This is a genomic window from Streptomyces sp. NPDC001709 (assembly GCF_053596375.1).
Genome location: NZ_JBSFGB010000011.1, coordinates 71082 through 92114 on the forward strand (window position 1 = coordinate 71082; position 21033 = coordinate 92114).

The window sequence follows — 21033 nt, forward strand, 5'->3', positions numbered from 1 at the left end:
CGACCCCGCCACCCGTACGGGGTTCAACCCCACTCGCCGCTCTTTACACAGGAGTCACCACAGTGACCGACGTAACCGGCGCACCTGCTGATGTCCTGCACACCCTGTTCCACTCGGACCAGGGAGGCCATGAACAGGTCGTGCTCTGCCAGGACCGCGCCAGCGGCCTCAAGGCCGTGATCGCCATCCACTCCACCGCCCTGGGCCCCGCCCTCGGCGGCACGCGCTTCTACCCGTACGCGACCGAGGCCGAGGCCGTTGCCGACGCCCTCAACCTCGCGCGCGGGATGTCGTACAAGAACGCCATGGCCGGGCTCGACCACGGCGGCGGCAAGGCCGTGATCATCGGCGACCCGGAGCGCGACAAGACCGAGGAACTGCTCCTCGCCTACGGCCGTATGGTCGCCTCGCTCGGCGGGCGCTACGTGACCGCCTGCGACGTCGGCACCTACGTCGCCGACATGGACGTCGTGGCCCGCGAGTGCCGCTGGACCACCGGCCGCTCCCCCGAGAACGGCGGCGCCGGCGACTCCTCCGTGCTCACCGCCTTCGGCGTCTACCAGGGCATGCGCGCCTCCGCCCAGCACCTGTGGGGCGACCCCTCGCTGCGCGGCCGCAAGGTCGGCATCGCCGGTGTCGGCAAGGTCGGCCACCACCTGGTGAAGCACCTGCGCGACGAGGGCGCCGAGGTCGTCGTCACGGACGTGCGCACGGACGCCGTGCAGCGGATCCTCGAGCAGTACCCCGTGGGCGTGACCGCGGTCGCCGACACCGAGGCGCTGATCCGCGTCGAGGGCCTGGACATCTACGCCCCCTGCGCGCTCGGCGGCGCCCTGAACGACGCCAGCGTGCCGGTGCTCACCGCCAAGGTGGTGTGCGGCGCGGCCAACAACCAGCTCGCGCACCCGGGGGTGGAGAAGGACCTCGCCGACCGCGGGATCCTCTACGCGCCGGACTACGTGGTGAACGCCGGCGGTGTCATCCAGGTGGCCGACGAGCTGCACGGGTTCGACTTCGACCGGTGCAAGGCGAAGGCGGCGAAGATCTTCGACACCACGCTGGCCATATTCGCACGTGCGAAGGAAGACGGGATTCCGCCGGCCGCGGCGGCCGACCGGATCGCCGAGCAGCGGATGGCCGAGGCCCGCGCGGGACACACTGCACACTGACCCGGTTGCACACGTGAGCGGTACCCGCCGGTGGGGACTTGGAGAGAACTCTCACTTCCATCGGCGGGTCGTTCCCCGATAAGTGGTTAAAATCGCCACTGACCAGCGAGGACGGGGCGCCTCGAAGGTCCTGGGCACACGCGCGTGCTGCGGGCGACGTACCGTATGGGCGCGGGCTCAGGTACCGTGGAAGCCCTACGGACCGGCCTCTCTGCGGAGGGTCCGTTCCAGATCATGAACGCGTGTCAGACTCTGGGGCCATCAAGCCCCGTCACCGAGGGGGTCGAGCCATGGGGCGCGGCCGGGCCAAGGCCAAGCAGACGAAGGTCGCCCGCCAGCTGAAGTACAACAGCGGTGGGACTGACCTGTCACGGCTGGCCAGTGAACTGGGCGCATCGACTTCGAGCCAGCCGCCGAACAGCGAGCCGTTCGAGGACGATGAGAATGAAGAGGACGATCTTTACTCTCGTTACGCCGACCTCTATGAGGACGACGACGAGGATGAGGACGACGGTCCCTCACAACATCGTCGCGGCGCTTGACCTTGCACTGAGCACTTGTCCGGTCGGTGGCACTGCCACCGACCGGCTTCTGTGCTACCCGCAGGTTCAGCCGGCGTAGTCTCCGACCATTTCGGCGCCGGTCTCCTTCTCGCCCCGCTCGGTGATCTCGCCGGCCACCCAGGCGTCGACGCCGCGGTCGGCCAGGGTCGCGAGGGCCACCTCGGTGGATTCCGCAGGGACGATCGCCATCATGCCGACGCCCATGTTGAGGGTCTTCTCCAGCTCCAGGCGCTCGACGTTCCCGGTCTTGCCGACCAGATCGAAGATCGCGCCCGGGGTCCAGGTGGACCGGTCGACCACGGCGTGCAGCTCGTCGGGGATCACGCGGGCCAGGTTGGCCGCGAGACCGCCGCCGGTGATGTGCGAGAACGCGTGCACATCCGTGGTGCGCAGCAGCGCCAGGCAGTCCAGCGAGTAGATCTTCGTGGGCTCCAGCAGCTCCTCGCCGAGGGTGCGGCCGAGCTCCGCGATCTCCGCGTCCAGGGCCAGGCCCGCGCGGTCCAGCAGGACGTGCCGGACCAGGGAGTACCCGTTCGAGTGAAGCCCGGAGGACGCCATGGCGATCACCGCGTCACCCGTACGGATGCGATCCGCGCCGAGCAGCCGGTCGGCCTCCACGACGCCCGTACCGGCGCCGGCGACGTCGAAGTCGTCCTCGCCCAGCAGACCCGGGTGCTCGGCCGTCTCGCCGCCCACCAGGGCGCACCCGGCGAGCACACAGCCCTCCGCGATGCCCTTCACGATGGCCGCGACGCGCTCGGGGTGGACCTTGCCGACGCAGATGTAGTCCGTCATGAACAGCGGCTCGGCACCGCACACCACGATGTCGTCCATGACCATGGCGACCAGGTCGTGGCCGATGGTGTCGTAGACGCCCATGCGGCGCGCGATGTCGACCTTCGTGCCGACGCCGTCCGTGGCGGAGGCCAGCAGGGGACGCTCGTAGCGCTTGAGGGCGGAGGCGTCGAAGAGGCCGGCGAAACCGCCGAGGCCGCCGAGGACCTCGGGGCGCTGGGTCTTCTTCACCCACTCCTTCATCAGCTCGACCGCGCGGTCGCCCGCCTCGATGTCGACGCCCGCCGCTGCGTAGCTGGCACCAGTTGTCTCAGACATGACTGTGAGAGCTTTCGTGTCGTACTGCAGGGTGTTACGGGCGACGGATCGCGTCGGCCGCGGCCGTGGCGGCGGGACCGGCCGCCAGCTCGGTCTCCAGGAGCTGCTTGCCGAGCAGCTCCGGGTCCGGCAGCTCCATCGGGTATTCGCCGTCGAAGCAGGCGCGGCACAGGTTCGGCTTGGCGATCGTGGTCGCCTCGATCATGCCGTCGATGGAGATGTAGGCGAGCGAGTCGGCGCCGAGGCTGGTGCCGATCTCCTCGATGGTCATGCCGTTGGCGATCAGCTCCGCGCGCGTGGCGAAGTCGATGCCGAAGAAGCAGGGCCACTTCACGGGCGGGGAGGAGATCCGGATGTGGACCTCGGCGGCGCCCGCCTCGCGGAGCATGCGGACCAGGGCCCGCTGGGTGTTGCCGCGCACGATCGAGTCGTCGACGACGACCAGGCGCTTGCCCTTGATGACTTCCTTCAGCGGGTTCAGCTTCAGGCGGATGCCGAGCTGGCGGATCGTCTGCGAGGGCTGGATGAAGGTCCGGCCGACGTAGGCGTTCTTCACGAGACCCGCGCCGAAGGGGATGCCGGAGGCCTCCGCGTAGCCGATGGCGGCCGGGGTGCCGGACTCCGGGGTCGCTATGACGAGGTCGGCCTCGACGGGGGCTTCCTTGGCGAGCCGGCGGCCCATCTCCACCCGGGAGAGGTACACGTTCCGGCCGGCGATGTCGGTGTCCGGGCGGGCCAGGTACACATACTCGAAGACACAGCCCTTGGGCTTCGCTTCTGCGAATCGGGAGCTGCGCAGGCCGTTCTCGTCGACGGCGATGAACTCGCCCGGCTCGATCTCGCGGACGAAGCTGGCGCCGCAGATGTCCAGGGCGGCGGACTCGGAGGCGACCACCCAGCCGCGCTCCAGGCGCCCGAGGACCAGCGGGCGGATGCCCTGCGGGTCGCGGGCGGCGTACAGGGTGTGCTCGTCCATGAAGACGAGGGAGAAGGCGCCCCGCACCTTCGGGAGGACCGTGTGGGCGGCCTCCTCGATGGTCAGCGGCTTGCCGTCCGCGTCGACCTGGGCGGCGAGCAGGGCCGTCAGCAGGTCGGTGTCGTTGGTGGCCGCGACCCGGGTGGAGCGGCTGTTGTTCTCGTTCGGCAGCTCGGCGACCATCTCGGCGAGCTGGGCCGTGTTGACCAGGTTGCCGTTGTGGCCGAGCGCGATCGAGCCGTGCGCGGTGGCGCGGAACGTCGGCTGGGCGTTCTCCCACACGGAGGCACCGGTGGTCGAGTAGCGGGCGTGTCCGACCGCGATATGACCCTGGAGCGAACCGAGCGAGGTCTCGTCGAAGACCTGGGAGACCAGGCCCATGTCCTTGAAGACGAGGATCTGGGAGCCGTTGCTGACCGCGATTCCCGCGGATTCCTGACCCCGGTGCTGGAGGGCGTAGAGCCCGAAGTACGTGAGCTTTGCGACCTCTTCACCCGGAGCCCAGACACCGAAGACGCCGCAAGCGTCCTGGGGGCCTTTCTCGCCGGGAAGCAGATCGTGATTGAGTCGACCGTCACCACGTGGCACGGCTCCGAGTGTAGGCGAGGTCGACCACTGGTCCGAATTGGGGATACGGCTCCTTGACGGATCAGAGCTTGCCGATCACCTTGTCGGTTTCCTTGTTTGCGCAGGTCAGCGTGGTGCTACCGGCGCCCTGAAAGCCGTCGGCGGCGCTGCGGGCGGCGATCGCGGGTCTCTTCGTCTGCCCGGTGAGTGAGGTGTCGCACATCATTCGGGCGCACCGCGGGAGAGATGGATGCGGTCGCCGTCGCCGTCCGTGAGCGTCAGCTTCGCGTCGTCGGTCTTGGCGACGAGGGTTCCGGTGGTGAGGGCGCGGGAGAGGGCGCGCTCGAAGTCCATGCGGTCCGGGGCGCAGGCCATCCGGGTCGTGCGCAGGTCACCGAAGGTGATCCGGTCGCCGTGGACCGTGGCCCGGGCGCTGAACTGGTTGCAGCCGAGATTGCCGGCCGCCTTGCCGTCCTCGTCGATGCGCAGGCGGGCGGAGGCGGGCGCCTGCCGGGTCGTGTCGCCGACGGTCAGGCTGTCGACCCGCCAGTCGACGCCGGTCACGGGCTGCTGGACGGTCACCGCACCACTGTCCGCCCTACCGCTGCCGCACGCCACCGTGAGTGCGGTGAGCGCTGCGGCCAGCGTCGGGATCATGCGTTGCTTGTACCGGTTCATGGCGGTTCGACGGTAGACCGGTCCTGTCGGTTCCGCTACGAGTTCCCTGCGACTACGACATGAGCGGCAGCAGCCCCCCAAGGTCCGCCCGCTCCCCACTGGCGCTCACCTTGGCCTCCTCGACGGCGTCCTTCCAGCTCAGGCGGCCGGTGGCGAGCCGGATCCAGGTCAGCGGGTCGGTCTCCACGACGTTGGGCGGGGTGCCGCGGGTGTGCCGGGGCCCCTCGACGCACTGCACGACGGCGTACGGCGGCACGCGCACCTCGGTGGAGCCGCCGGGCGCCTTCACGGCGAGCGCGTCGGCGAGCAGCCGGGTGGCGGCGGCCAGGCACTGGCGGTCGTACGGGATCTCCAGCCCCGGTACGGCGGCCACGAGGTCGTCGGTGTGGACGACGAGCTCGGCGGTCCGGGTGACCAGGTAGTCGTCCAGGGGCATGGCGCCGACGCTGGTCCGCAGGATCCGGGTGCCGGAGTGCTCCGCGAGCCGGGCGCGCAGGGACTGCTCGACGTCCGCAAGGTAGGTGTCGGGGTCGGGGTGTTCGGCGGCGATGTTCCGGGTGAACTCGTCGATGGCGGCGGCGTTGGCCGCGGTGGCGAAGGGCCAGTCCAGCAGCACGGCATCCGCCTTCGGCGGCTCGGGCAGGGTGAGCGCCCGGGGGATCGCGGTGAGCGCCATGCCGATGTGCGCGACCAGGTCGCGTACGGTCCACTCGCCGAGCCGGGTGGGCAGCGCGAGCTGCTCCTGGCCGAGGCCGCGAACGGCCTCCCGGACATGTCCGAACTGGGCGAGGACCGCGGCACGGGTCCTGGCGGGGTCGTAGCTGCGGGCGCGCTTCTTGGCCGGGGGCATGGCGGTGAGCCTATGCCTTCACGGCGTAGCCCTTCAGGCCGTTTTCCACCAGGCCGAAGGCGCGGTGAGCGCGCTCGACGGCGTCGGCCGCGACGGCCTCGGGGCTCTCACCGGCGGCGAGCCGGCGGTGGTGCTCCTCGATGAGGGCGTTGCGCGCGGCGCTGAGGGAGGCGGCGGCGATCAGGGCGAGCAGCGGGTCGCCGGTCTCCTCCGTGAGGAGACCGGCCATGTCCCGGGTGCCGCGCTGGGCGGCCAGGAAGGCGCGTTCCATGAGCACGGGCGTCCCCTCGACGACCTTGCGCACCTTGACGAAGATCGTCTCGCTGTGCAGGCCGACGGAGGGGTCCCGGGCCTCGACCATCTCCAGGAACTGCCGGCGTACGGCGTGCACCGCGGACTCTCCCGGGCGTCGGTCGCGCACGGCGCGGGCCGCGTCACCGAAGTGCTCTTCCATGGGGGCGAAGACCAGGTCCTCTTTGGAACCGAAGTAGTTGAAGACGGTCATCTTCGACACCTCGGAGGCGTCGGCGATCTCCTGCACCGACACCTTGTCGAAGCCACGCTCGGCGAAGAGGTCCATGGCGGTGCGATAGATCCGCCACTTGGTGTCGCGCTTCTTGCGCTCCCGCAGTCCCATCGCTTCGGCCATGCAAGCACCTTACCAAGGCGAATTTTAGCCTCAGACTAAACCTAATCCCAGATAAAACATTGACTCGGTATATGGATGCTGGGCATGGTGATGCCCATGACCGAGACCCAGCGCAAAATCGGCTTCCTCGTCTGTCTCGTCACGATCGTCCTGGCCATCCTGGACCTGCAGATCGTGTCCGCGGCGACCGTCCCGATCGTCAAGGACCTCGACCCCCGCCACGGCATCGACAAGATCCCCTGGCTGATCAGCGCGTACGCACTGGCATCGGCCGCGATGCTGCCGCTGTACGGCAAGCTCTGCGACGTCCTCGGTCCCAAGCGCGTCTTCACCGGCGCGATCGCGGTGTTCCTGCTGGGCTCGGCGCTGTGCGGGGCCGCCCAGTCGATGACCCAGCTCATCGCGGCCCGGGCGGTCCAGGGCCTGGGCGGCGGCGGGCTGATGAGCGTGACGATGGTGGTGATCGCCCACCTCAAGGGCCCGCAGGAGAAGGGCGCCGGCAAGGGCGGCAACATCGGCGGGCTCGTCGCGGGCGGCGCCATGGCGGTCGGCCCGTGGATCGGCGGCCTGCTCGCCGATCACGCGAGCTGGCGCTGGATCTTCTACGTCAACCTGCCGGTCGGCCTCGCGGTCCTCGCCGCCTCCGCCCTGGCTCTGAAGCTCCCCGCCCACCACACACGCCGCCCCCTCGACTACGCCGGCGCCGCGCTCGCGGCCGCGTTCTCCAGCTCGCTGCTGCTGGTCACCGACTGGGGCGGCAAGAAGTACACCTGGTCGTCCCCGGCCGTCCTCGCACTGATCGCGGCGGCCTGCGTCACACTCGCCCTGTTCCTGTGGCGCCAGCTCCGGACGGCGGAACCGATCCTCCCGCTCAGCCTGTTCCGCGTCCGCGTCCTGCGCCTGGGCTTCGCCATCCAGGCGCTCATGGGCGCCGCGATGATGGGCGCCATCTACTACGTGCTGATCTACCTGCAGCTCGTCCGGGGCATCAGCAGCTCCTCCGCCGGCCTCTACCTCATCCCCCTGGCCGTCGGCCTCTCGGCGACCGGCCTGCTCTCCGGTCCGCTCACCGCATGTGGCTGGACGGCACGGACCTTCACGATCAGCGGCACCGCCACCACCGCCCTGGCGTTCGTCCTGCTCGCGACGACCATCGCACCCGGCACCTCGCTCTGGCTCGTCCGCGCCGAACTCCTGCTGGCGGGCGCGGGGTTCGGACAGCTCGTGGGCCAGCTGATCCTTCTCGTGCAGGAGGCGGCCCCGCGCTCCCAGCTCGGCGTCGCCACCACGTCCATCCGCTACTTCCAGTCCCTCGGCAACGCCCTCGGCACCGCGCTCTTCGGCACCGTCCTGACCCGCCTGTACACGGCCGACGGCCCCGGCGGCGACGTCAGTGCCCTCGCCCGTCTGACCGGCGCCGCGCGCACGGCCGGCGTACACGCCTACGTCGATGCGACGAGCGTGGTGTTCTGGTGCGGCGCCGCGGTGATGGCCCTGTCCGTGCTGATGGCCCTGCGGCTGCCGAAATCCGGCCCCGAGGGTTCCTCAGCTCCGCGCCCCCGGCCCGAGGGACATCGGACTGGACACGGAGATCCTCAAGAACTACGTCCGTTGAGCCGCCCAGCCGAGAAGGCCCCGCCCGGAAGCCGATCCTCCGGGCGGAGCCTTCACCGTCGTACGGTCGTACGAGGGACTACGCCAGCAGCGCCGGAATGGTCTCCTCGTGCGCCTTCCGCAGCTCCTGAAGGGTGAGCGCGAACTCGCCCTGGATCTCCACCGAGTCACCGTCCACGACACCGAGGCGAACCGCCGGAAGGCCGCGCGCACCGCACATGTCGTTGAAACGGACCTCCTCCGAGCGCGGCACCGCGACGATCGCGCGGCCGGCCGACTCGGAGAACAGGAGGGTGAAGGCGTCCAGGCCGTCCGGGACGACCAGACGGGCGCCCTTGCCGCCCAGCAGCGCGGACTCGACCACGGCCTGGATCAGACCGCCGTCGGACAGGTCGTGCGCGGAGTCGATCATGCCGTCGCGGGAGGCGGAGATGAGGATCTCGGCCAGCAGGCGCTCGCGCTCCAGGTCCACCCGCGGCGGGAGACCGCCCAAGTGGTCGTGGACGACCTGGGACCAGGCCGAGCCGCCGAACTCCTCACGCGTGTCGCCGAGGAGGTAGATCAGCTGGCCCTCCTCCTGGAAGGCGACCGGCGTGCGGCGCGCGACGTCGTCGATCACGCCCAGGACGGCGACCACCGGGGTCGGGTGGATCGCCGCCTCGCCCGTCTGGTTGTAGAGCGAGACGTTGCCGCCGGTCACCGGCGTGCCCAGCTGCTGGCAGGCGTCGGCGAGACCGCGCACCGCCTCCGCGAACTGCCACATCACCGCCGGGTCCTCGGGCGAGCCGAAGTTCAGGCAGTCGGACACCGCGAGCGGCTTGGCACCCGTCGTCGCCACGTTCCGGTACGCCTCGGCCAGCGCCAGCTGGGCGCCCGCGTACGGGTCCAGCTTGGCGTAGCGGCCGTTGCCGTCCGTGGCGATCGCGACGCCGAGACCGGTCTCCTCGTCCACGCGGATCATGCCGGAGTCCTCCGGCTGGGCGAGGACGGTGTTGCCCTGTACGAAGTGGTCGTACTGCTGGGTGATCCACTTCTTGGAGGCCTGGTTGGGGGAGCCGACCAGCCTCATGACCTGGGCCTTCAGCTCCTCGCTGGAAGCCGGCCGGGGAAGCTTGTTCGCGTCGTCGGCCTGGAGGGCGTCCTGCCAGTCCGGGCGGGCGTACGGGCGCTCGTAGACCGGGCCCTCGTGGGCCACGGTGCGCGGGTCGACGTCGACGATCTTGCCGCCGTGCCAGTAGATCTCCAGGCGGTCGCCGTCGGTCACCTCGCCGATGACCGTGGCGATGACGTCCCACTTGGCGCAGATCTCCAGGAAGCGGTCGACCTTCGCCGGCTCGACCACCGCGCACATGCGTTCCTGCGACTCGCTCATGAGGATCTCCTCGGGAGATAGAGTCGAGTCACGCAGGGGTACGTCGTCCAGAGTCACCCGCATGCCGCCGGAGCCGTTCGACGCCAGCTCGCTCGTCGCGCACGACAGGCCCGCCGCACCCAGGTCCTGGATACCGACGACCAGCTTCTCCCGGAACGCCTCCAGGGTGCACTCGATGAGGAGCTTCTCCTGGAAGGGGTCGCCGACCTGGACCGCGGGGCGCTTGCTCGGCTTGGCGTCGTCGAAGGTCTCGGACGCGAGGATCGACGCGCCGCCGATGCCGTCGCCGCCGGTCCGGGCGCCGTACAGGATGACCTTGTTGCCCGCACCCGAGGCCTTCGCCAGGTGGATGTCCTCGTGCCGCATCACACCGATGGCACCGGCGTTGACCAGCGGGTTGCCCTGGTAGCAGGCGTCGAAGACGACCTCGCCGCCGATGTTGGGCAGGCCCAGGCAGTTGCCGTAGCCACCGATGCCGGCGACGACACCCGGGAGGACGCGCTTGGTGTCGGGGTGGTCCGCGGCGCCGAAGCGCAGGGGGTCGACCACCGCGACCGGGCGGGCGCCCATCGCGATGATGTCGCGGACGATGCCGCCGACACCCGTGGCCGCGCCCTGGTAGGGCTCGACGTACGACGGGTGGTTGTGCGACTCGACCTTGAAGGTGACCGCGTAGCCCTGGCCGACGTCCACCACGCCGGCGTTCTCGCCGATGCCGACGAGCAGCGCGTCGCTCTGCGGCGCCTTCTCGCCGAACTGGCGCAGGTGGACCTTGGAGGACTTGTACGAGCAGTGCTCGGACCACATGACCGAGTACATGGCGAGTTCGGCGCCGGTCGGGCGGCGGCCGAGGATCTCCACCACCCGCTCGTACTCGTCCTTCTTCAGGCCGAGTTCGGCCCAGGGCAGCTCGACGTCGGGGGTCGCGGCCGCGTGCTCGACCGTGTCCAGAGGCGTCCGGCTCATGCGTTGACCAGCTTCTTGAGGATCGAGGTGAAGAAGGGGAGGCCGTCGGTACGGCCCGTACCGACCAGGGGCTCGACGGCGTGCTCGGGGTGCGGCATCAGGCCGACGACATTGCCCGCCTCGTTGGTGATGCCGGCGATGTCCCGCAGCGAGCCGTTCGGGTTGAAGTCGACGTACCGGAAGACGACCCGGCCCTCCGCCTCCAGCTTGTCGAGCGTGTACTCGTCGGCGACGTACCGGCCGTCCATGTTCTTCAGCGGGATGTGGATCTCCTGGCCCGCGCGGTAGTCGCTGGTCCAGGCCGTCTCCGCGTTCTCCACCCGCAGCTTCTGGTCGCGGCAGATGAAGTGGAGGTGGTCGTTGCCGAGCATCCCGCCCGGGAGGAGGTGGGCCTCGGTGAGGATCTGGAAGCCGTTGCAGATGCCGAGGACCGGGAGTCCGGCCTTCGCCTGCTCGATGACCGTCTCCATAACCGGCGAGAAGCGGGAGATGGCGCCGGCCCGCAGATAGTCGCCGTAGGAGAAACCGCCGGGGAGGACGACCGCGTCCACCTGGTGGAGGTCCTTGTCCTTGTGCCACAGGGCGACCGGCTCGGCGCCCGCGAGGCGGATGGCGCGCTGTGTGTCCCGGTCATCGAGGCTGCCGGGGAAAGTGACGACGCCAATACGAGCGGTCACTTCGCGGCCTCCGCGACTTCCTCCACCTTGACGGTGAAGTCCTCGATCACGGTGTTGGCGAGGAAGGATTCCGCAAGATCGTGGATGCGGGCGAGCGCGGCCTCGTCGACCGGCCCGTCAACTTCCAGTTCGAAACGCTTTCCCTGACGGACGTCCGAGATCCCCGCGAAACCCAGGCGCGGCAGCGCACGCTGGACCGCCTGGCCCTGGGGGTCGAGGATCTCCGGCTTGAGCATGACGTCGACTACGACGCGTGCCACTGGCACTCCCGATGTGTGGTGCTGAGCAGGTTCCTTCAGACTACCCGCACAAAATTTCTACGCGAGTAGAGTTGTAGGAAACTACGTGAGACGGATCACGATCGGGTGTCGAAGCCGTGCCGCCATGAAAAATTCTGGGAAAGTTCGACGGTCCGTCCCGCTCGCCTATTGTCTTCGGACACGCGGGCGGATTTAGTCGGGCTTCACTTTGCATTGCCGGGCACTGTACAAATGAATTGGCAATAGCCGATACTCGGCACGTCATCGCCGATGAGCTGTATCGACGTGCCGCACGAAGGGACCGATATTCGTGGCGCAAAAGGTCGTGGTCACTCTCTTTGACGACATCGACGGCTCGGAAGCGGCGGAAACGATCGCCTTCGGACTCGACGGCAAGTCGTACGAGATCGACCTGAACGAAACCAACGCCAAGAAACTGCGCAAGGCGCTCGCGCCCTACGTCGAGGCCGGCCGCAAGCGGTCGCGGTCCGGCAAGGCGTACAAGCAGACGGAGGTCGCTCCCGACCCGGCGGCCGTCCGCGCCTGGGCCCAGGCCAACAAGATGGACGTCCCGGCCCGTGGCCGGATCCCCAAGAAGGTCTACGAGGCGTTCAGCGCCGCGCAGTGAGCCCGCGAAGGGGCAGCCCTCAGGGTCCGTCAGCGGACCCTGAGGGCTGTGCACTTGGGCATACCGGGCACCAGGGACAGCCGACTTGCGCGACCCCCCTGTTGATCAGCTAATGTCTGAGACACGCCGAGGGGCGAGGCCGGAAGGCGAAAACCCCGAGGACCGTGCGGGTGTAGTTCAGTAGCAGAACATCCCCCTTCCAGGGGGAAGGCGCAGTGTGCGATTCCTGTCACCCGCTCTGGCACCGGTCGACACGACCACTCTTGTGGATCAGGTAGGCTGGTGCTCGCACCGATCGGTGGGAGCCGGTCGGGAGCAGTGCGGACGTAGCTCAGTTGGTAGAGCGCAACCTTGCCAAGGTTGAGGTCGCGAGTTCGAGCCTCGTCGTCCGCTCGGGTAAGAGACCCCGGTCCACTGGACCGGGGTCTTTTCGTTGTCCGCCCGCCGCCCTGCTGACATTTGTCATGGCGAGCGATGACACCGCGCACTGACGAGCGGGCCCGGCCGCCGGGACGCTGGCTGCATGGTTACCGACGAACACGTGATTGAGGTCAGCGATCTCAGGCGTGTCTACGGGGGCGGGTTCGAGGCCGTACGCGGAATCACCTTCTCCGTGGCGCGCGGGGAGATCTTCGCCCTGCTCGGCACCAACGGTGCGGGCAAGACGTCGACGGTCGAACTGCTGGAGGGGCTCGCCGCACCCGCCGGCGGCCGGATCCGGATCCTCGGCCACGACCCCTACCGCGAGCGGGCCGCCGTACGGCCCCGCACCGGGGTGATGCTCCAGGAGGGCGGTTTCCCGCCCGAGCTGACCGTCGCCGAGACCGCCCGGATGTGGGCGGGGTGCACGAGCGGGGCGCGGCCGGAGGGTGACGTGCTGGGGCTGGTGGGGTTGGCGGACAAGCACGGGGTGCGGGTCAAGCAGCTGTCCGGCGGTGAGCGGCGACGGCTGGACCTCGCCCTCGCCCTGCTCGGCGATCCCGAGGTGCTCTTCCTCGACGAGCCGACGGCCGGGCTCGACGCGGAAGGCCGCCGGGACACCTGGGAGTTGGTGCGTGCCCTGCGCGACGCGGGCACGACCGTGCTGCTCACCACGCACTACCTGGAGGAGGCCGAGGGCCTCGCCGACCGGCTCGCCATCCTGCACGAGGGCCGCATCGCGGTCTCCGGAACCCCGGCCGAGGTCACCGCGGGCCGGCCCTCCCGGATGTCCTTCGAACTTCCCGAGGGCTATTTCCTCGGCGATCTGCCACCCCTGGCCGACCTGGGCGTCTGCGGCCACGAGAGCGACGGCAGCGTCGTACGGCTGCGCACGACGCAGCTGCAGCGGACCGCGACCGGGGTGCTGACCTGGGCCGAGCGGACCGGGGTGGAACTGCGCGGGCTGGATGTGCGGTCGGCCTCGCTGGAGGAGGCGTTCCTGGGAATCGCCCGGGACCAGGCACAGGAGGTGGCGGCATGAGCGGGGTCGCATCGCAGGCAACGGCGGGACGCGTCGGTATGAGCGGCAGGATCGCCCCGGCGGCGGCCGTACGGCGGCTGCGGGCGCTGGGGCGGGCCGAGCTGGCCCTGCTCGGCCGCAACCGGGGTGTCGTGTTCACCGCGCTGGTGGTACCTCTGGTGATGCCGTTCACCCTGCGGCCGGCGCTCGACCACGTCGATCTGAGGAAGCAGGGGCTGACCCTCGGCACGACCGTGGTGACGGGCGCGATCGGCTACTCCTTCCTCTTCGCCGTGTACACCTCCCTCGTGAACGCCTACGTCGCCCGCCGCGAGGAACTCGTCCTCAAACGGCTGCGCACCGGCGAACTCTCCGACGCCGAGATCCTCACCGGCACCGGGCTGCCCGCGGTCGGCATCGGACTCGCCCAGGCACTGCTGCTGTGCGCCGGGTGCGCGGCACTGCTGCACACGGGGGCGCCCCGGGCGCCGTACCTGCTCCTGCCGGGTCTGCTGGCCGGGCTCGTGGTCAGCGCCGGGCTGGCCGCGCTCACCGCGTCCTTCACCAGGACCGTGGAGAGCGGTCAGGTCACCGCGCTGCCGCTGATGTTCGTGTCGATGATCGGCTCCGGGATCGTGTTCCCGACCGAGGTCCTGCCCGACACGCTCCGCTCGGTCTGCGAGCTGCTTCCGCTGTCCCCGGCGATCCGGCTCGTCCGCGCCGGCTGGACCGGCCAGATGAGCGCGTACGAGGCACTGGGCGCCCTGGCGACCGCGTTGGCCTGGACGATCCTCGCCGTGTTTGCTGTACGACGGTGGTTCCGCTGGGAACCGCGGCGCTGAGGTACGGGGGAGCACATGGTGGGCCGGATACGGCGGTGGCAGAAGCGGCACTGGGGGGACCGCAGCAAGACCGAACGGGTCGAGCTGTTCAGCCTCGTCACCTGGTACTGCACGACCTGGTTCATCGAGTTCTGCTGGCTGCTGTTGCCGCTGTTGGGCGGCGGCCTCGCCCACCGGCCCGTGGCGATCGTCCTCGGGGCCCTCCTCATCCTCGTGGGGCTCCTGCAGTGCGCCGTCTCGAACCGGCTCACCCGGCCCGCGCTCGACCACTACCTCGGGCGCGCCGAGCTGCCGGCCCGCGCGCACCTCGCACCGATCGTCCTGCTGGGGCTGGGAGTGGCCCTGCTCGTGGCGCTCGCCGGGCTGGACGTGGCCACCCCGGCGGCGATCCGGTTCGCGATCGGTGGCCTGGTCCTACCGTTCGGACTGGTCTACGGGCTCACGGTCCCGGTCGGGGTGTTCCTGCGCCGCTCGGCGGTGTTCACGGTCCTGCTCACCGCGGCCGTCGGGCTCGCCGACCACGACGGCCTCGGGCTGGTGGCGACCGCCCTGATGTCCGTCTTCCAGGCCCTCTTCGCGCTGCTCGCCGGCCGCTGCGGCGCCTGGACCCTGGCCGTGATGTGGGAGGCGGAGCGGGCCCGCGAGGCGGAGGCCCGGCTCGCCGTCGCCGAGGAACGGCTGCGGTTCGGGCGGGATCTGCACGACGTGCTGGGGCGGAACCTGTCGGTGATCTCGCTCAAGAGCGAGCTGGCCGTCCAACTGGCCCGGCGCGGCCGGCCGGAGGCCGTGGAACAGATGATCGAGGTGCAGCGCATCGCGCAGGAGTCCCAGCGCGAGGTACGGGCCGTCGTACGCGGCTACCGGGAGGCCGACCTCGGGGCCGAACTCGCGGGCGCACAGGGCGTGTTGGCGGCCGCCGGGATCGACTGCGAGGTCAGTGCGGAGACGACGGGGCTGCCGGCCGAGGTGCAGTCCGCGCTGGGCTGGGTGGTGCGCGAGGCGACGACCAACGTGCTGCGGCACGGGGACGCCGGCCGCTGCGAGGTGGGGCTGCGGGTACGGGAGGGGTGTGTGGTGCTGACGGTGGAGAACGACGGAGTGGGCGGAACCCCCCACGGGGGTGGGGGTTCCGGGCTCGCCGGGCTGCGGGAGCGGCTGGCGGCCGTCGGCGGGACCTTGGCGGCCGGGGTGGTCGACGGGGGCCGGTTCCGGGTGGTGGCCGAGGTGCCGCTGATGCCTCTCGGGCAGGAAGTGAGTGAAGTCATCTCATGAGCAGTCCGGTACGGCTGTTGCTCGCCGACGACGAACACCTGATCCGGGGCGCGCTGGCCGCCCTGCTGTCGCTGGAGGACGACCTGCTGGTCGTCGCGGAGGCGGCGAGCGGGCCCGAGGCGCTGGCCATGGCACGGGCACACCGACCCGATGTGGCCGTGCTCGATCTCCAGATGCCGGGCGCCGACGGTGTGAGGGTCGCCACATCCCTGCGCGCCGAACTGCCCGGCTGCCAGGTGCTGATCGTCACCGGGCACGGGCGGCCCGGCCACCTGAAACGGGCGCTCGCGGCCGGTGTGCGCGGATTCGTCCCGAAGACGGTCAGCGCCCAGCGGCTCGCCGAGATCATCCGCACCGTGCACGCCGGAAACCGTTACATCGACCCGGAGTTGGCCGCCGACGCGATCTCCGCCGGGGACTCGCCGCTGACCGCGCGGGAGGCCGAGGTGCTGGAGCTGGCGGCCGACGGGGCGCCGGTCGCGGAGATCGCCGAGCGGGCCGCGCTGTCGCCGGGAACCGTGCGGAACTACCTCTCCTCGGCCGTCACGAAACTCGGCGCCGAGAACCGTCATGCCGCGGTGCGTCTCGCACGCGAGCGAGGTTGGGTATAGTTGCTCTCGCGCCACGGCGCAACGCGGACGTAGCTCAGTTGGTAGAGCGCAACCTTGCCAAGGTTGAGGTCGCGAGTTCGAGCCTCGTCGTCCGCTCCAGCAAGGCCCCCGGTTCCCCGGGGGCCTTTTGCATTACCCCCAGCTCATGCCCGTCAGGCGCTCGTACGCCTCCACGTACTTCGCCCGGGTCGCCGCTACGACCTCCTCGGGCAGCGGCGGCGGGGGCTGCTCGCTCTTCCTGTCCCAGCCGGAGGCGGCGGAGGTCAGCCAGTCCCGGACGAACTGCTTGTCGTACGACGGCTGGGCGCGGCCCGGCTGCCACCGGTCGGCCGGCCAGAAGCGGGAGGAGTCCGGGGTGAGGACCTCGTCGGCGAGGACGAGCGTGTCCCCCTCGAAGCCGAACTCGAACTTGGTGTCCGCCAGGATGACCCCCCGGTCGCGGGCGATGTCCCGGGCCCGCGAGTACACGGCGAGGGTGGCCTGGCGCAGCTGGGCGGCGGTCTCGGCGCCGACCTGGCGGGCGACCTCCTCGTAGGAGACGTTCTCGTCGTGCTCGCCGACCTCGGCCTTGGTGGCCGGGGTGAAGATCGGGGCGGGCAGCTCCGAGCCGTCGACGAGGCCCTCGGGGAGGGCGAGGCCGCAGACCGTGCGGGACTCCTTGTACTCCAGCAGGCCGGAGCCGGTGAGGTAGCCGCGGGCCACGCACTCGACCGGGACCATCCGCAGGGACTTGCAGACCAGCGTGCGGCCCGCCCAGTCGGCCGGGGCGCCCTCGGGCACCTCGGTGCTGATCACGTGGTTGGGGGCCAGGTCGCGCAGCTGGTCGAACCACCACAGGGAGAGCTGGGTGAGGACACGGCCCTTGTCGGGGATCTCCGTGGGCAGCACCCAGTCGTAGGCGGACATACGGTCACTGGCGACCATCACGAGGTCGCCCGCCTCGTTCTGGTACAGCTCGCGCACCTTTCCGGTGTGCAGGTGCACCAGGCCCGGAACCTGAATCGGTTCGGGCTTTTCTACGAATCCGGACACGGTTCCTCCCCGTGGCTCTGTCCAAGTGCCTCGATTCTCCCTTATGCGGGTGATGGGTTTCGGCCAGGGGGGCGGTGACGTTTGCGAGGGGGGTCTGGGGGGCTCGGCGGGGTCTGGGGCTCAGTCGCTTTTGCAGATGCGGTCCAGCAGGTTCGCCGTGGCGCGCTGGATGCGGGGGTCCACATGGCCGGGGCGGTCCAGAGCCGGGGACCAGGCGAAGGTGCCGGCGGCGAAGACCCAGGCACCGGAGGGGGCGCGGTAGAGCGAGGTCTCCTGGTGGCGCAGGGCGCCCTCACTGTCGGTGTAGGGGGAGTGGGCGAGCAGGATGCGCTCCTCGTGCGCGGGCAGCGGGGTGCGCGGGAAGTACCGGTCGGCCTCTCCGGCGACCAGGCCCTCGATCTCGTCGCCCTCGTGCGCCCCGGTCGCCTCCCACAGCCAGTGGCCGGCGTTGCGGACGACCAGCGGGTGCGGCTCGGGCACGCGGCCCGCGTACTGGATGCCGACCAGTTGCTGCTCGGGCCGGTCGATCTCGCGCCACAGCACCGGTTTGCCCGGCCCCTTGCGCTTGCGGCAGGTCAGCAGCCGGTCCGGGACGCCGGACGGGGACGGCCCCAACTCCACCTGCCAGTACATGGTGTTGGCGGAGAGGAAGACCAGCGAGGTGCCACGGTCGCGGGCGTCCTCGACGGCCCGGCGCATCGACACCGACCAGTACTCGTCGTGGCCGGGGAAGACCAGGCCCCGGTACCGGGTGGGGTCGATACGGCCGGCGTGCAGGTCGCGGGCGTCGGCGTAGGCGAGGTCGTAGCCGTAGCGCTCGGCCCAGCGGATGAAGTCGTAGGCGTGGCCGACATGCAGGGGGAGGCCGGCGCCCGCGTAGGGGCGGTCGAAGGAGACCGTGGTCGCCGCGTCGGCCTCGCCGAGCAGCCGGCCCTTCTCGTCCCAGGCGTGGTAGAGGCTGGCGCCGGTGCGGCCGTCCTCCGGATACAGGTTGTACGCCTGCCAGGTGATGTCCGGCAGCAGCAGGAGCAGGTCGGCGGGGTGGTCGTCGCGGACCGTGAACGGCACGTGGGAGCGGAAGCCGTCGGCGGTGGTCAGGACGGCCACATAGGCGCCGATCTGCCAGTGGACGGGCACCTGGAGGCGCCAGGAGAGCCACCAGTGGTGGCAGGAGACCGTGCGGTCGGCGGCCAGCGGCGGGGGCTGGACGATGCCGGACAGGCGCGGGCTGGTGGTGATCTTGGCGGCGCCGTCGCCGCCGTAGTGGCCGATCCGGTAGATGTCGACGCTGAACTCCTGGGGCGGGTCGACCGTGATGTGGAAGTCGATCGCCTCGCCGGGCGTGACGGCGCCGGTGGCGGTGAAGCCCTTGATCTGGCGGTGCACGTCGTCGGCCGCGCGGGGCCCCGACCCGGCCGAACGCGGCGCGGGCACCCGGCGCCTGTCGGCGTCGGCGAGCGGCTGCGGGCTCGGGTCGACGTACCAGGGCACGACATGACCGGTGTCGTCGAAGTAGGTCTCACTGCCGCGCAGCCAGGGCACCGGGCCCTGACCGAAGGGGTCCGTGACGGCGTGCGCGAGCGCTCCGGACTCCCAGCGGCGGATGTGGTCCGAGGCCATGGTCGCTCCCCTCCCTCATGCCCCCGTGTCGTCCTTCTCGGTGGTGCTCGCGGTGCTCGGTAGTGCTCGCGGTGCCCACCGGGCTCGGCCGTGCTGTCGTATGTCGCACGCCCTTGCCAGGTGCGTGTTCGCTCCCAGCACATCACATAACGCACGGGCTCGGTCACTAGTCGTTGCGAATTGACCTGAAGTCGAAGACGAGCTCCCGCTTAAACCGAGCTCAAACCAGCCGTACCGGTTTCTCGGCGCGTATCCCGGACGCGGCCAGCCAGTCGCGCAGCGGGCCCGGGTCTCCCTCCTCGATCAGGCTGAGCACCTTGGGCGCGAGGTCGGCGGCGCGTTCGCCGCCCAGCAGCAGGGAGGGGCCGTCCAGCCAGTCCAGGGCGGGGACCGCGCCGGCGGTGTCGACGGCGGCGCAGCACACCATCGCCGTGACGTGCTCGGTGAGGAGGTCGCGGGCGGTGCGCGGGGGCTGCAGCGGGAAGAGTGGCAGCCCGCCGTCGTCCCACAGGGCGCTGCCGGGGCTCTGACCGGCGGCGGTGGCACCGCTCCTCGGCGTGCCGGCCTCCTCGCGGGCCAGCTCGGCGGTCAGGCCGGCGGCGAGGGTGGCGCTGCGCTCGGTGCGGGGGTAGTCGTCGGCCGGTTCCGCCTCGGCTTCGCCTTCGACGGGCATTCGGCTCCCACCCGCACCACCTATACCACCCATAACACCCGTAACGCTTCCGTCGGCGTCGGGTGCGGGTGGCCCCTGTGGGGCGTTCTCGCCGTCGGCGGCCTGCAGGTGGTCCAGGACGCGGGCCAGGGTGGGGCCGCCGGGGTGGGGGACCTCGGGATCGGCGGAGGGGCGGACGCCCAGGGAGTCCAGGACGCGGTGCAGGCGGGCCGCGTCGGCGCGCCAGGTGCGGTCCACGACCTCCTCCGGATACGCCTGCCAGTCCACCGGTGCCCAGTCGGGACCGGGCTCCGCCGGGCCGCCGTGGAAGAGGCGGGCGGCGAGGAGGGACGCGGCCTCGTCCACGGTGCCCGGCTCCTCCAGCAGGTCGCACGCGGGGCGCTCGCCGAGCCGGGAGGTGAAGCCCTCGGCCAGGCGGTCGCGCCGGGACAGCTCGGTGAGCGCCGCCACCACGCCCGCGTCCAGCCGGGAGGGCCAGCGGCCCATGCGCCAGGCGGGCAGCGCGACCCGGGTCAACAGCCGGTCCCAGCCGGCGTAGGCGAGGCCGACCTGTTCCTGGGCGACGATCCGCAGGCCGTAGTCCACCGCCTGGGCCCGCTCGGCCGCCGCTGCCGCGACTCCCCGCTCCATCTGCGTGGCATGCTCCCGGCAGCCGCGCAGCAGCAGCCGGGCCACCCAGCCGAGGGCCGCACAGGCTCCGCGGGTCAGCGGACAGCGGCCCGGTGTCGAGGCCACCGCCACCGCCGCGTCCAGGCCGCGCACGAAGCGCCGGGCGGCGGCTATGTCCGGGTGCGCCGAAGGGCCCGTACCGGCGATGACCGGGGCGAGGACCGCGCGCAGCTCGCCGACCCGCATCCACCACAGGAACGGGGAGCCGATGACGAGCACCGGGGCGACCGGGGCGCGGCGGCGGCCCGGGCCCGCTATCTCGTCGGGCGCGGGGCGCGGGGGCGGGCCGTGGGCCGTGTGCGTGCGGTCCTCCAGCCAGCTGTCGCAGTCCGGGGTGAGCGCGATGGCCGAGGGGGCCGGCACCTCCAGCCGGTCGGCGAGGTCACGCACCATCCGGTACAGATCCGGGGCGGACTCCTCGGGGATCGGCACCGTCGGGCTGACGGCCGGGCGGGCCCGGGCCACGACCAGGGCGATACCGGCGGTGGCCAGCAGCACCAGCACGGCGAGCAGGCCCACGGTCCAGCGGGCGGCGTCCCAGCCCCGGCCGACGAAGTGGCCGGTGGAACCGCCGGTCAGCAGGATCACCGCGGCAGCCGCGGGCAACAGGGCCACGGCCAGCGCCCGGCCCCGGACCCGCAGTACCGCGAGGGCCCGGGAGCGCGCGGCCTGCGCGCCCACCTCCGCACCGATTCCGGTCACGTCCCGCCCTCACCCCCTCGCCGCCGATGCCGTGCTGTCCTGGTGGTGGTCACTCCCCCACTGTGGCACCCGCCACTGACATCGCAATG

Annotated in this window: 20 protein-coding genes and 3 tRNA genes; 11 read left to right on the plus strand and 12 right to left on the minus strand. The window is 70.9% G+C overall.

The features are described 5' to 3' along the window. Positions 1–62 precede the first annotated feature (62 nt). Positions 63–1169 carry a Leu/Phe/Val dehydrogenase gene (locus ACWC0C_RS18265; protein WP_450864846.1) on the plus strand — a complete coding sequence of 369 codons (1107 nt, stop codon included), beginning with the start codon at positions 63–65 and terminating at the stop codon, positions 1167–1169. A gap of 290 nt (positions 1170–1459) precedes the next feature. Beyond that, positions 1460–1711 carry a DUF3073 domain-containing protein gene (locus ACWC0C_RS18270; protein WP_069780012.1) on the plus strand — a complete coding sequence of 84 codons (252 nt, stop codon included), beginning with the start codon at positions 1460–1462 and terminating at the stop codon, positions 1709–1711. Between the two features lie 66 nt (positions 1712–1777). On the opposite strand, the gene purM is transcribed toward ACWC0C_RS18270, so the two are convergent. The 6 genes from purM to ACWC0C_RS18300 form a co-directional block, all read right to left on the minus strand. Next, positions 1778–2845 carry a phosphoribosylformylglycinamidine cyclo-ligase gene (gene purM, locus ACWC0C_RS18275; protein WP_449200103.1) on the minus strand — a complete coding sequence of 356 codons (1068 nt, stop codon included), beginning with the start codon at positions 2843–2845 and terminating at the stop codon, positions 1778–1780. Positions 2846–2879: 34 nt separating this feature from the next. Continuing rightward, the gene (gene purF, locus ACWC0C_RS18280) at positions 2880–4409 is read right to left on the minus strand and encodes an amidophosphoribosyltransferase (protein WP_449200102.1); all 1530 of its coding nucleotides are present in this window, start codon (positions 4407–4409) and stop codon (positions 2880–2882) included. A 61-nt stretch (positions 4410–4470) separates the two neighbouring features. Then, a complete protein-coding gene (locus ACWC0C_RS18285) occupies positions 4471–4614 on the minus strand; it encodes a hypothetical protein (RefSeq protein WP_449200101.1) in 144 nt (47 codons plus the stop codon). Continuing rightward, on the minus strand, positions 4611–5066 hold the full coding sequence (locus ACWC0C_RS18290) for an META domain-containing protein (protein ID WP_450864847.1): 456 nt from the start codon (positions 5064–5066) through the stop codon (positions 4611–4613). Before ACWC0C_RS18290 ends, ACWC0C_RS18285 begins: the two co-directional genes overlap by 4 nt. Positions 5067–5118: 52 nt before the next feature. Continuing rightward, the gene (locus ACWC0C_RS18295) at positions 5119–5916 is read right to left on the minus strand and encodes a sterol carrier family protein (protein WP_450864848.1); all 798 of its coding nucleotides are present in this window, start codon (positions 5914–5916) and stop codon (positions 5119–5121) included. A gap of 10 nt (positions 5917–5926) precedes the next feature. After that, entirely contained in the window at positions 5927–6565 is a 639-nt protein-coding gene (locus ACWC0C_RS18300; protein ID WP_450864849.1) for a TetR/AcrR family transcriptional regulator, read from the minus strand. Between the two features lie 96 nt (positions 6566–6661). Between ACWC0C_RS18300 and ACWC0C_RS18305 the strand changes: the two genes are divergently transcribed. After that, positions 6662–8317: an MFS transporter gene (locus ACWC0C_RS18305; protein WP_449200097.1), complete on the plus strand. Its 1656-nt coding sequence runs from the start codon at positions 6662–6664 to the stop codon at positions 8315–8317. Here the strand turns inward: ACWC0C_RS18305 and purL are convergent. The 3 genes from purL to purS are packed head-to-tail and all read right to left on the minus strand — an operon-like array spanning position 8259 to position 11454. Then, on the minus strand, positions 8259–10517 hold the full coding sequence (gene purL / locus ACWC0C_RS18310) for a phosphoribosylformylglycinamidine synthase subunit PurL (protein ID WP_450864850.1): 2259 nt from the start codon (positions 10515–10517) through the stop codon (positions 8259–8261). The genes ACWC0C_RS18305 and purL overlap by 59 nt on opposite strands. Further along, positions 10514–11194, minus strand: coding sequence for a phosphoribosylformylglycinamidine synthase subunit PurQ (gene purQ / locus ACWC0C_RS18315; protein ID WP_450864851.1), 681 nt, complete (start codon positions 11192–11194; stop codon positions 10514–10516). Before purQ ends, purL begins: the two co-directional genes overlap by 4 nt. Continuing rightward, positions 11191–11454, minus strand: a complete 264-nt coding sequence (gene purS, locus ACWC0C_RS18320) for a phosphoribosylformylglycinamidine synthase subunit PurS (RefSeq protein WP_449200094.1) — start codon at positions 11452–11454, stop codon at positions 11191–11193. The genes purQ and purS overlap by 4 nt, the downstream gene beginning before the upstream one ends. 310 nt (positions 11455–11764) lie before the next feature. Here purS and ACWC0C_RS18325 point away from each other — a divergent pair, with 310 nt between their 5' ends. From ACWC0C_RS18325 to ACWC0C_RS18360, 8 genes are all read left to right on the plus strand, one after another. Next, positions 11765–12082, plus strand: coding sequence for a histone-like nucleoid-structuring protein Lsr2 (locus ACWC0C_RS18325; protein WP_031164632.1), 318 nt, complete (start codon positions 11765–11767; stop codon positions 12080–12082). 166 nt (positions 12083–12248) lie between these two features. Then, positions 12249–12320 (plus strand) — tRNA-Gly (locus ACWC0C_RS18330). Between the two features lie 82 nt (positions 12321–12402). Beyond that, positions 12403–12475, plus strand: a tRNA-Gly gene (locus tag ACWC0C_RS18335). 130 nt (positions 12476–12605) lie between these two features. Continuing rightward, positions 12606–13544, plus strand: coding sequence for an ABC transporter ATP-binding protein (locus tag ACWC0C_RS18340; RefSeq protein ID WP_449200093.1), 939 nt, complete (start codon positions 12606–12608; stop codon positions 13542–13544). Then, on the plus strand, positions 13541–14365 hold the full coding sequence (locus ACWC0C_RS18345) for an ABC transporter permease (protein ID WP_450864852.1): 825 nt from the start codon (positions 13541–13543) through the stop codon (positions 14363–14365). Before ACWC0C_RS18340 ends, ACWC0C_RS18345 begins: the two co-directional genes overlap by 4 nt. Before the next feature lie 15 nt (positions 14366–14380). Continuing rightward, positions 14381–15637 carry a sensor histidine kinase gene (locus ACWC0C_RS18350; RefSeq protein ID WP_450864853.1) on the plus strand — a complete coding sequence of 419 codons (1257 nt, stop codon included), beginning with the start codon at positions 14381–14383 and terminating at the stop codon, positions 15635–15637. Then, positions 15634–16248 (plus strand): response regulator, encoded by a 615-nt coding sequence (locus tag ACWC0C_RS18355; protein ID WP_449200090.1) that lies wholly within the window; start codon positions 15634–15636, stop codon positions 16246–16248. The genes ACWC0C_RS18350 and ACWC0C_RS18355 overlap by 4 nt, the downstream gene beginning before the upstream one ends. A gap of 23 nt (positions 16249–16271) precedes the next feature. Next, positions 16272–16347 (plus strand) — tRNA-Gly (locus ACWC0C_RS18360). A gap of 33 nt (positions 16348–16380) precedes the next feature. Here the strand turns inward: ACWC0C_RS18360 and ACWC0C_RS18365 are convergent. The 3 genes from ACWC0C_RS18365 to ACWC0C_RS18375 form a co-directional block, all read right to left on the minus strand. Next, positions 16381–17280, minus strand: a complete 900-nt coding sequence (locus ACWC0C_RS18365; protein ID WP_450864854.1) for a phosphoribosylaminoimidazolesuccinocarboxamide synthase — start codon at positions 17278–17280, stop codon at positions 16381–16383. A gap of 120 nt (positions 17281–17400) precedes the next feature. Then, positions 17401–18900 carry a N,N-dimethylformamidase beta subunit family domain-containing protein gene (locus ACWC0C_RS18370; protein WP_449200088.1) on the minus strand — a complete coding sequence of 500 codons (1500 nt, stop codon included), beginning with the start codon at positions 18898–18900 and terminating at the stop codon, positions 17401–17403. Positions 18901–19120: 220 nt separating this feature from the next. Then, positions 19121–20944, minus strand: a complete 1824-nt coding sequence (locus tag ACWC0C_RS18375) for a hypothetical protein (protein ID WP_450864855.1) — start codon at positions 20942–20944, stop codon at positions 19121–19123. Between the last annotated feature and the right edge of the window lie 89 nt (positions 20945–21033).

Bases quoted from the DNA above. Each gene is read 5' to 3' on its own strand.
- ACWC0C_RS18340 (WP_449200093.1), top strand. From the start codon at position 12,606: ATGGTTACCGACGAACACGTGATTGAGGTCAGCGATCTCAGGCGTGTC.
- ACWC0C_RS18295 (WP_450864848.1), bottom strand. From the start codon at position 5,916: ATGCCCCCGGCCAAGAAGCGCGCCCGCAGCTACGACCCCGCCAGGACC.
- ACWC0C_RS18290 (WP_450864847.1), bottom strand. From the start codon at position 5,066: ATGAACCGGTACAAGCAACGCATGATCCCGACGCTGGCCGCAGCGCTC.
- ACWC0C_RS18350 (WP_450864853.1), top strand. From the start codon at position 14,381: ATGGTGGGCCGGATACGGCGGTGGCAGAAGCGGCACTGGGGGGACCGC.
- purL (WP_450864850.1), bottom strand. From the start codon at position 10,517: ATGAGCCGGACGCCTCTGGACACGGTCGAGCACGCGGCCGCGACCCCC.
- ACWC0C_RS18305 (WP_449200097.1), top strand. From the start codon at position 6,662: ATGACCGAGACCCAGCGCAAAATCGGCTTCCTCGTCTGTCTCGTCACG.
- ACWC0C_RS18370 (WP_449200088.1), bottom strand. From the start codon at position 18,900: ATGGCCTCGGACCACATCCGCCGCTGGGAGTCCGGAGCGCTCGCGCAC.
- ACWC0C_RS18270 (WP_069780012.1), top strand. From the start codon at position 1,460: ATGGGGCGCGGCCGGGCCAAGGCCAAGCAGACGAAGGTCGCCCGCCAG.
- ACWC0C_RS18285 (WP_449200101.1), bottom strand. From the start codon at position 4,614: ATGATGTGCGACACCTCACTCACCGGGCAGACGAAGAGACCCGCGATC.
- ACWC0C_RS18300 (WP_450864849.1), bottom strand. From the start codon at position 6,565: ATGGCCGAAGCGATGGGACTGCGGGAGCGCAAGAAGCGCGACACCAAG.
- ACWC0C_RS18355 (WP_449200090.1), top strand. From the start codon at position 15,634: ATGAGCAGTCCGGTACGGCTGTTGCTCGCCGACGACGAACACCTGATC.
- ACWC0C_RS18345 (WP_450864852.1), top strand. From the start codon at position 13,541: ATGAGCGGGGTCGCATCGCAGGCAACGGCGGGACGCGTCGGTATGAGC.
- purM (WP_449200103.1), bottom strand. From the start codon at position 2,845: ATGTCTGAGACAACTGGTGCCAGCTACGCAGCGGCGGGCGTCGACATC.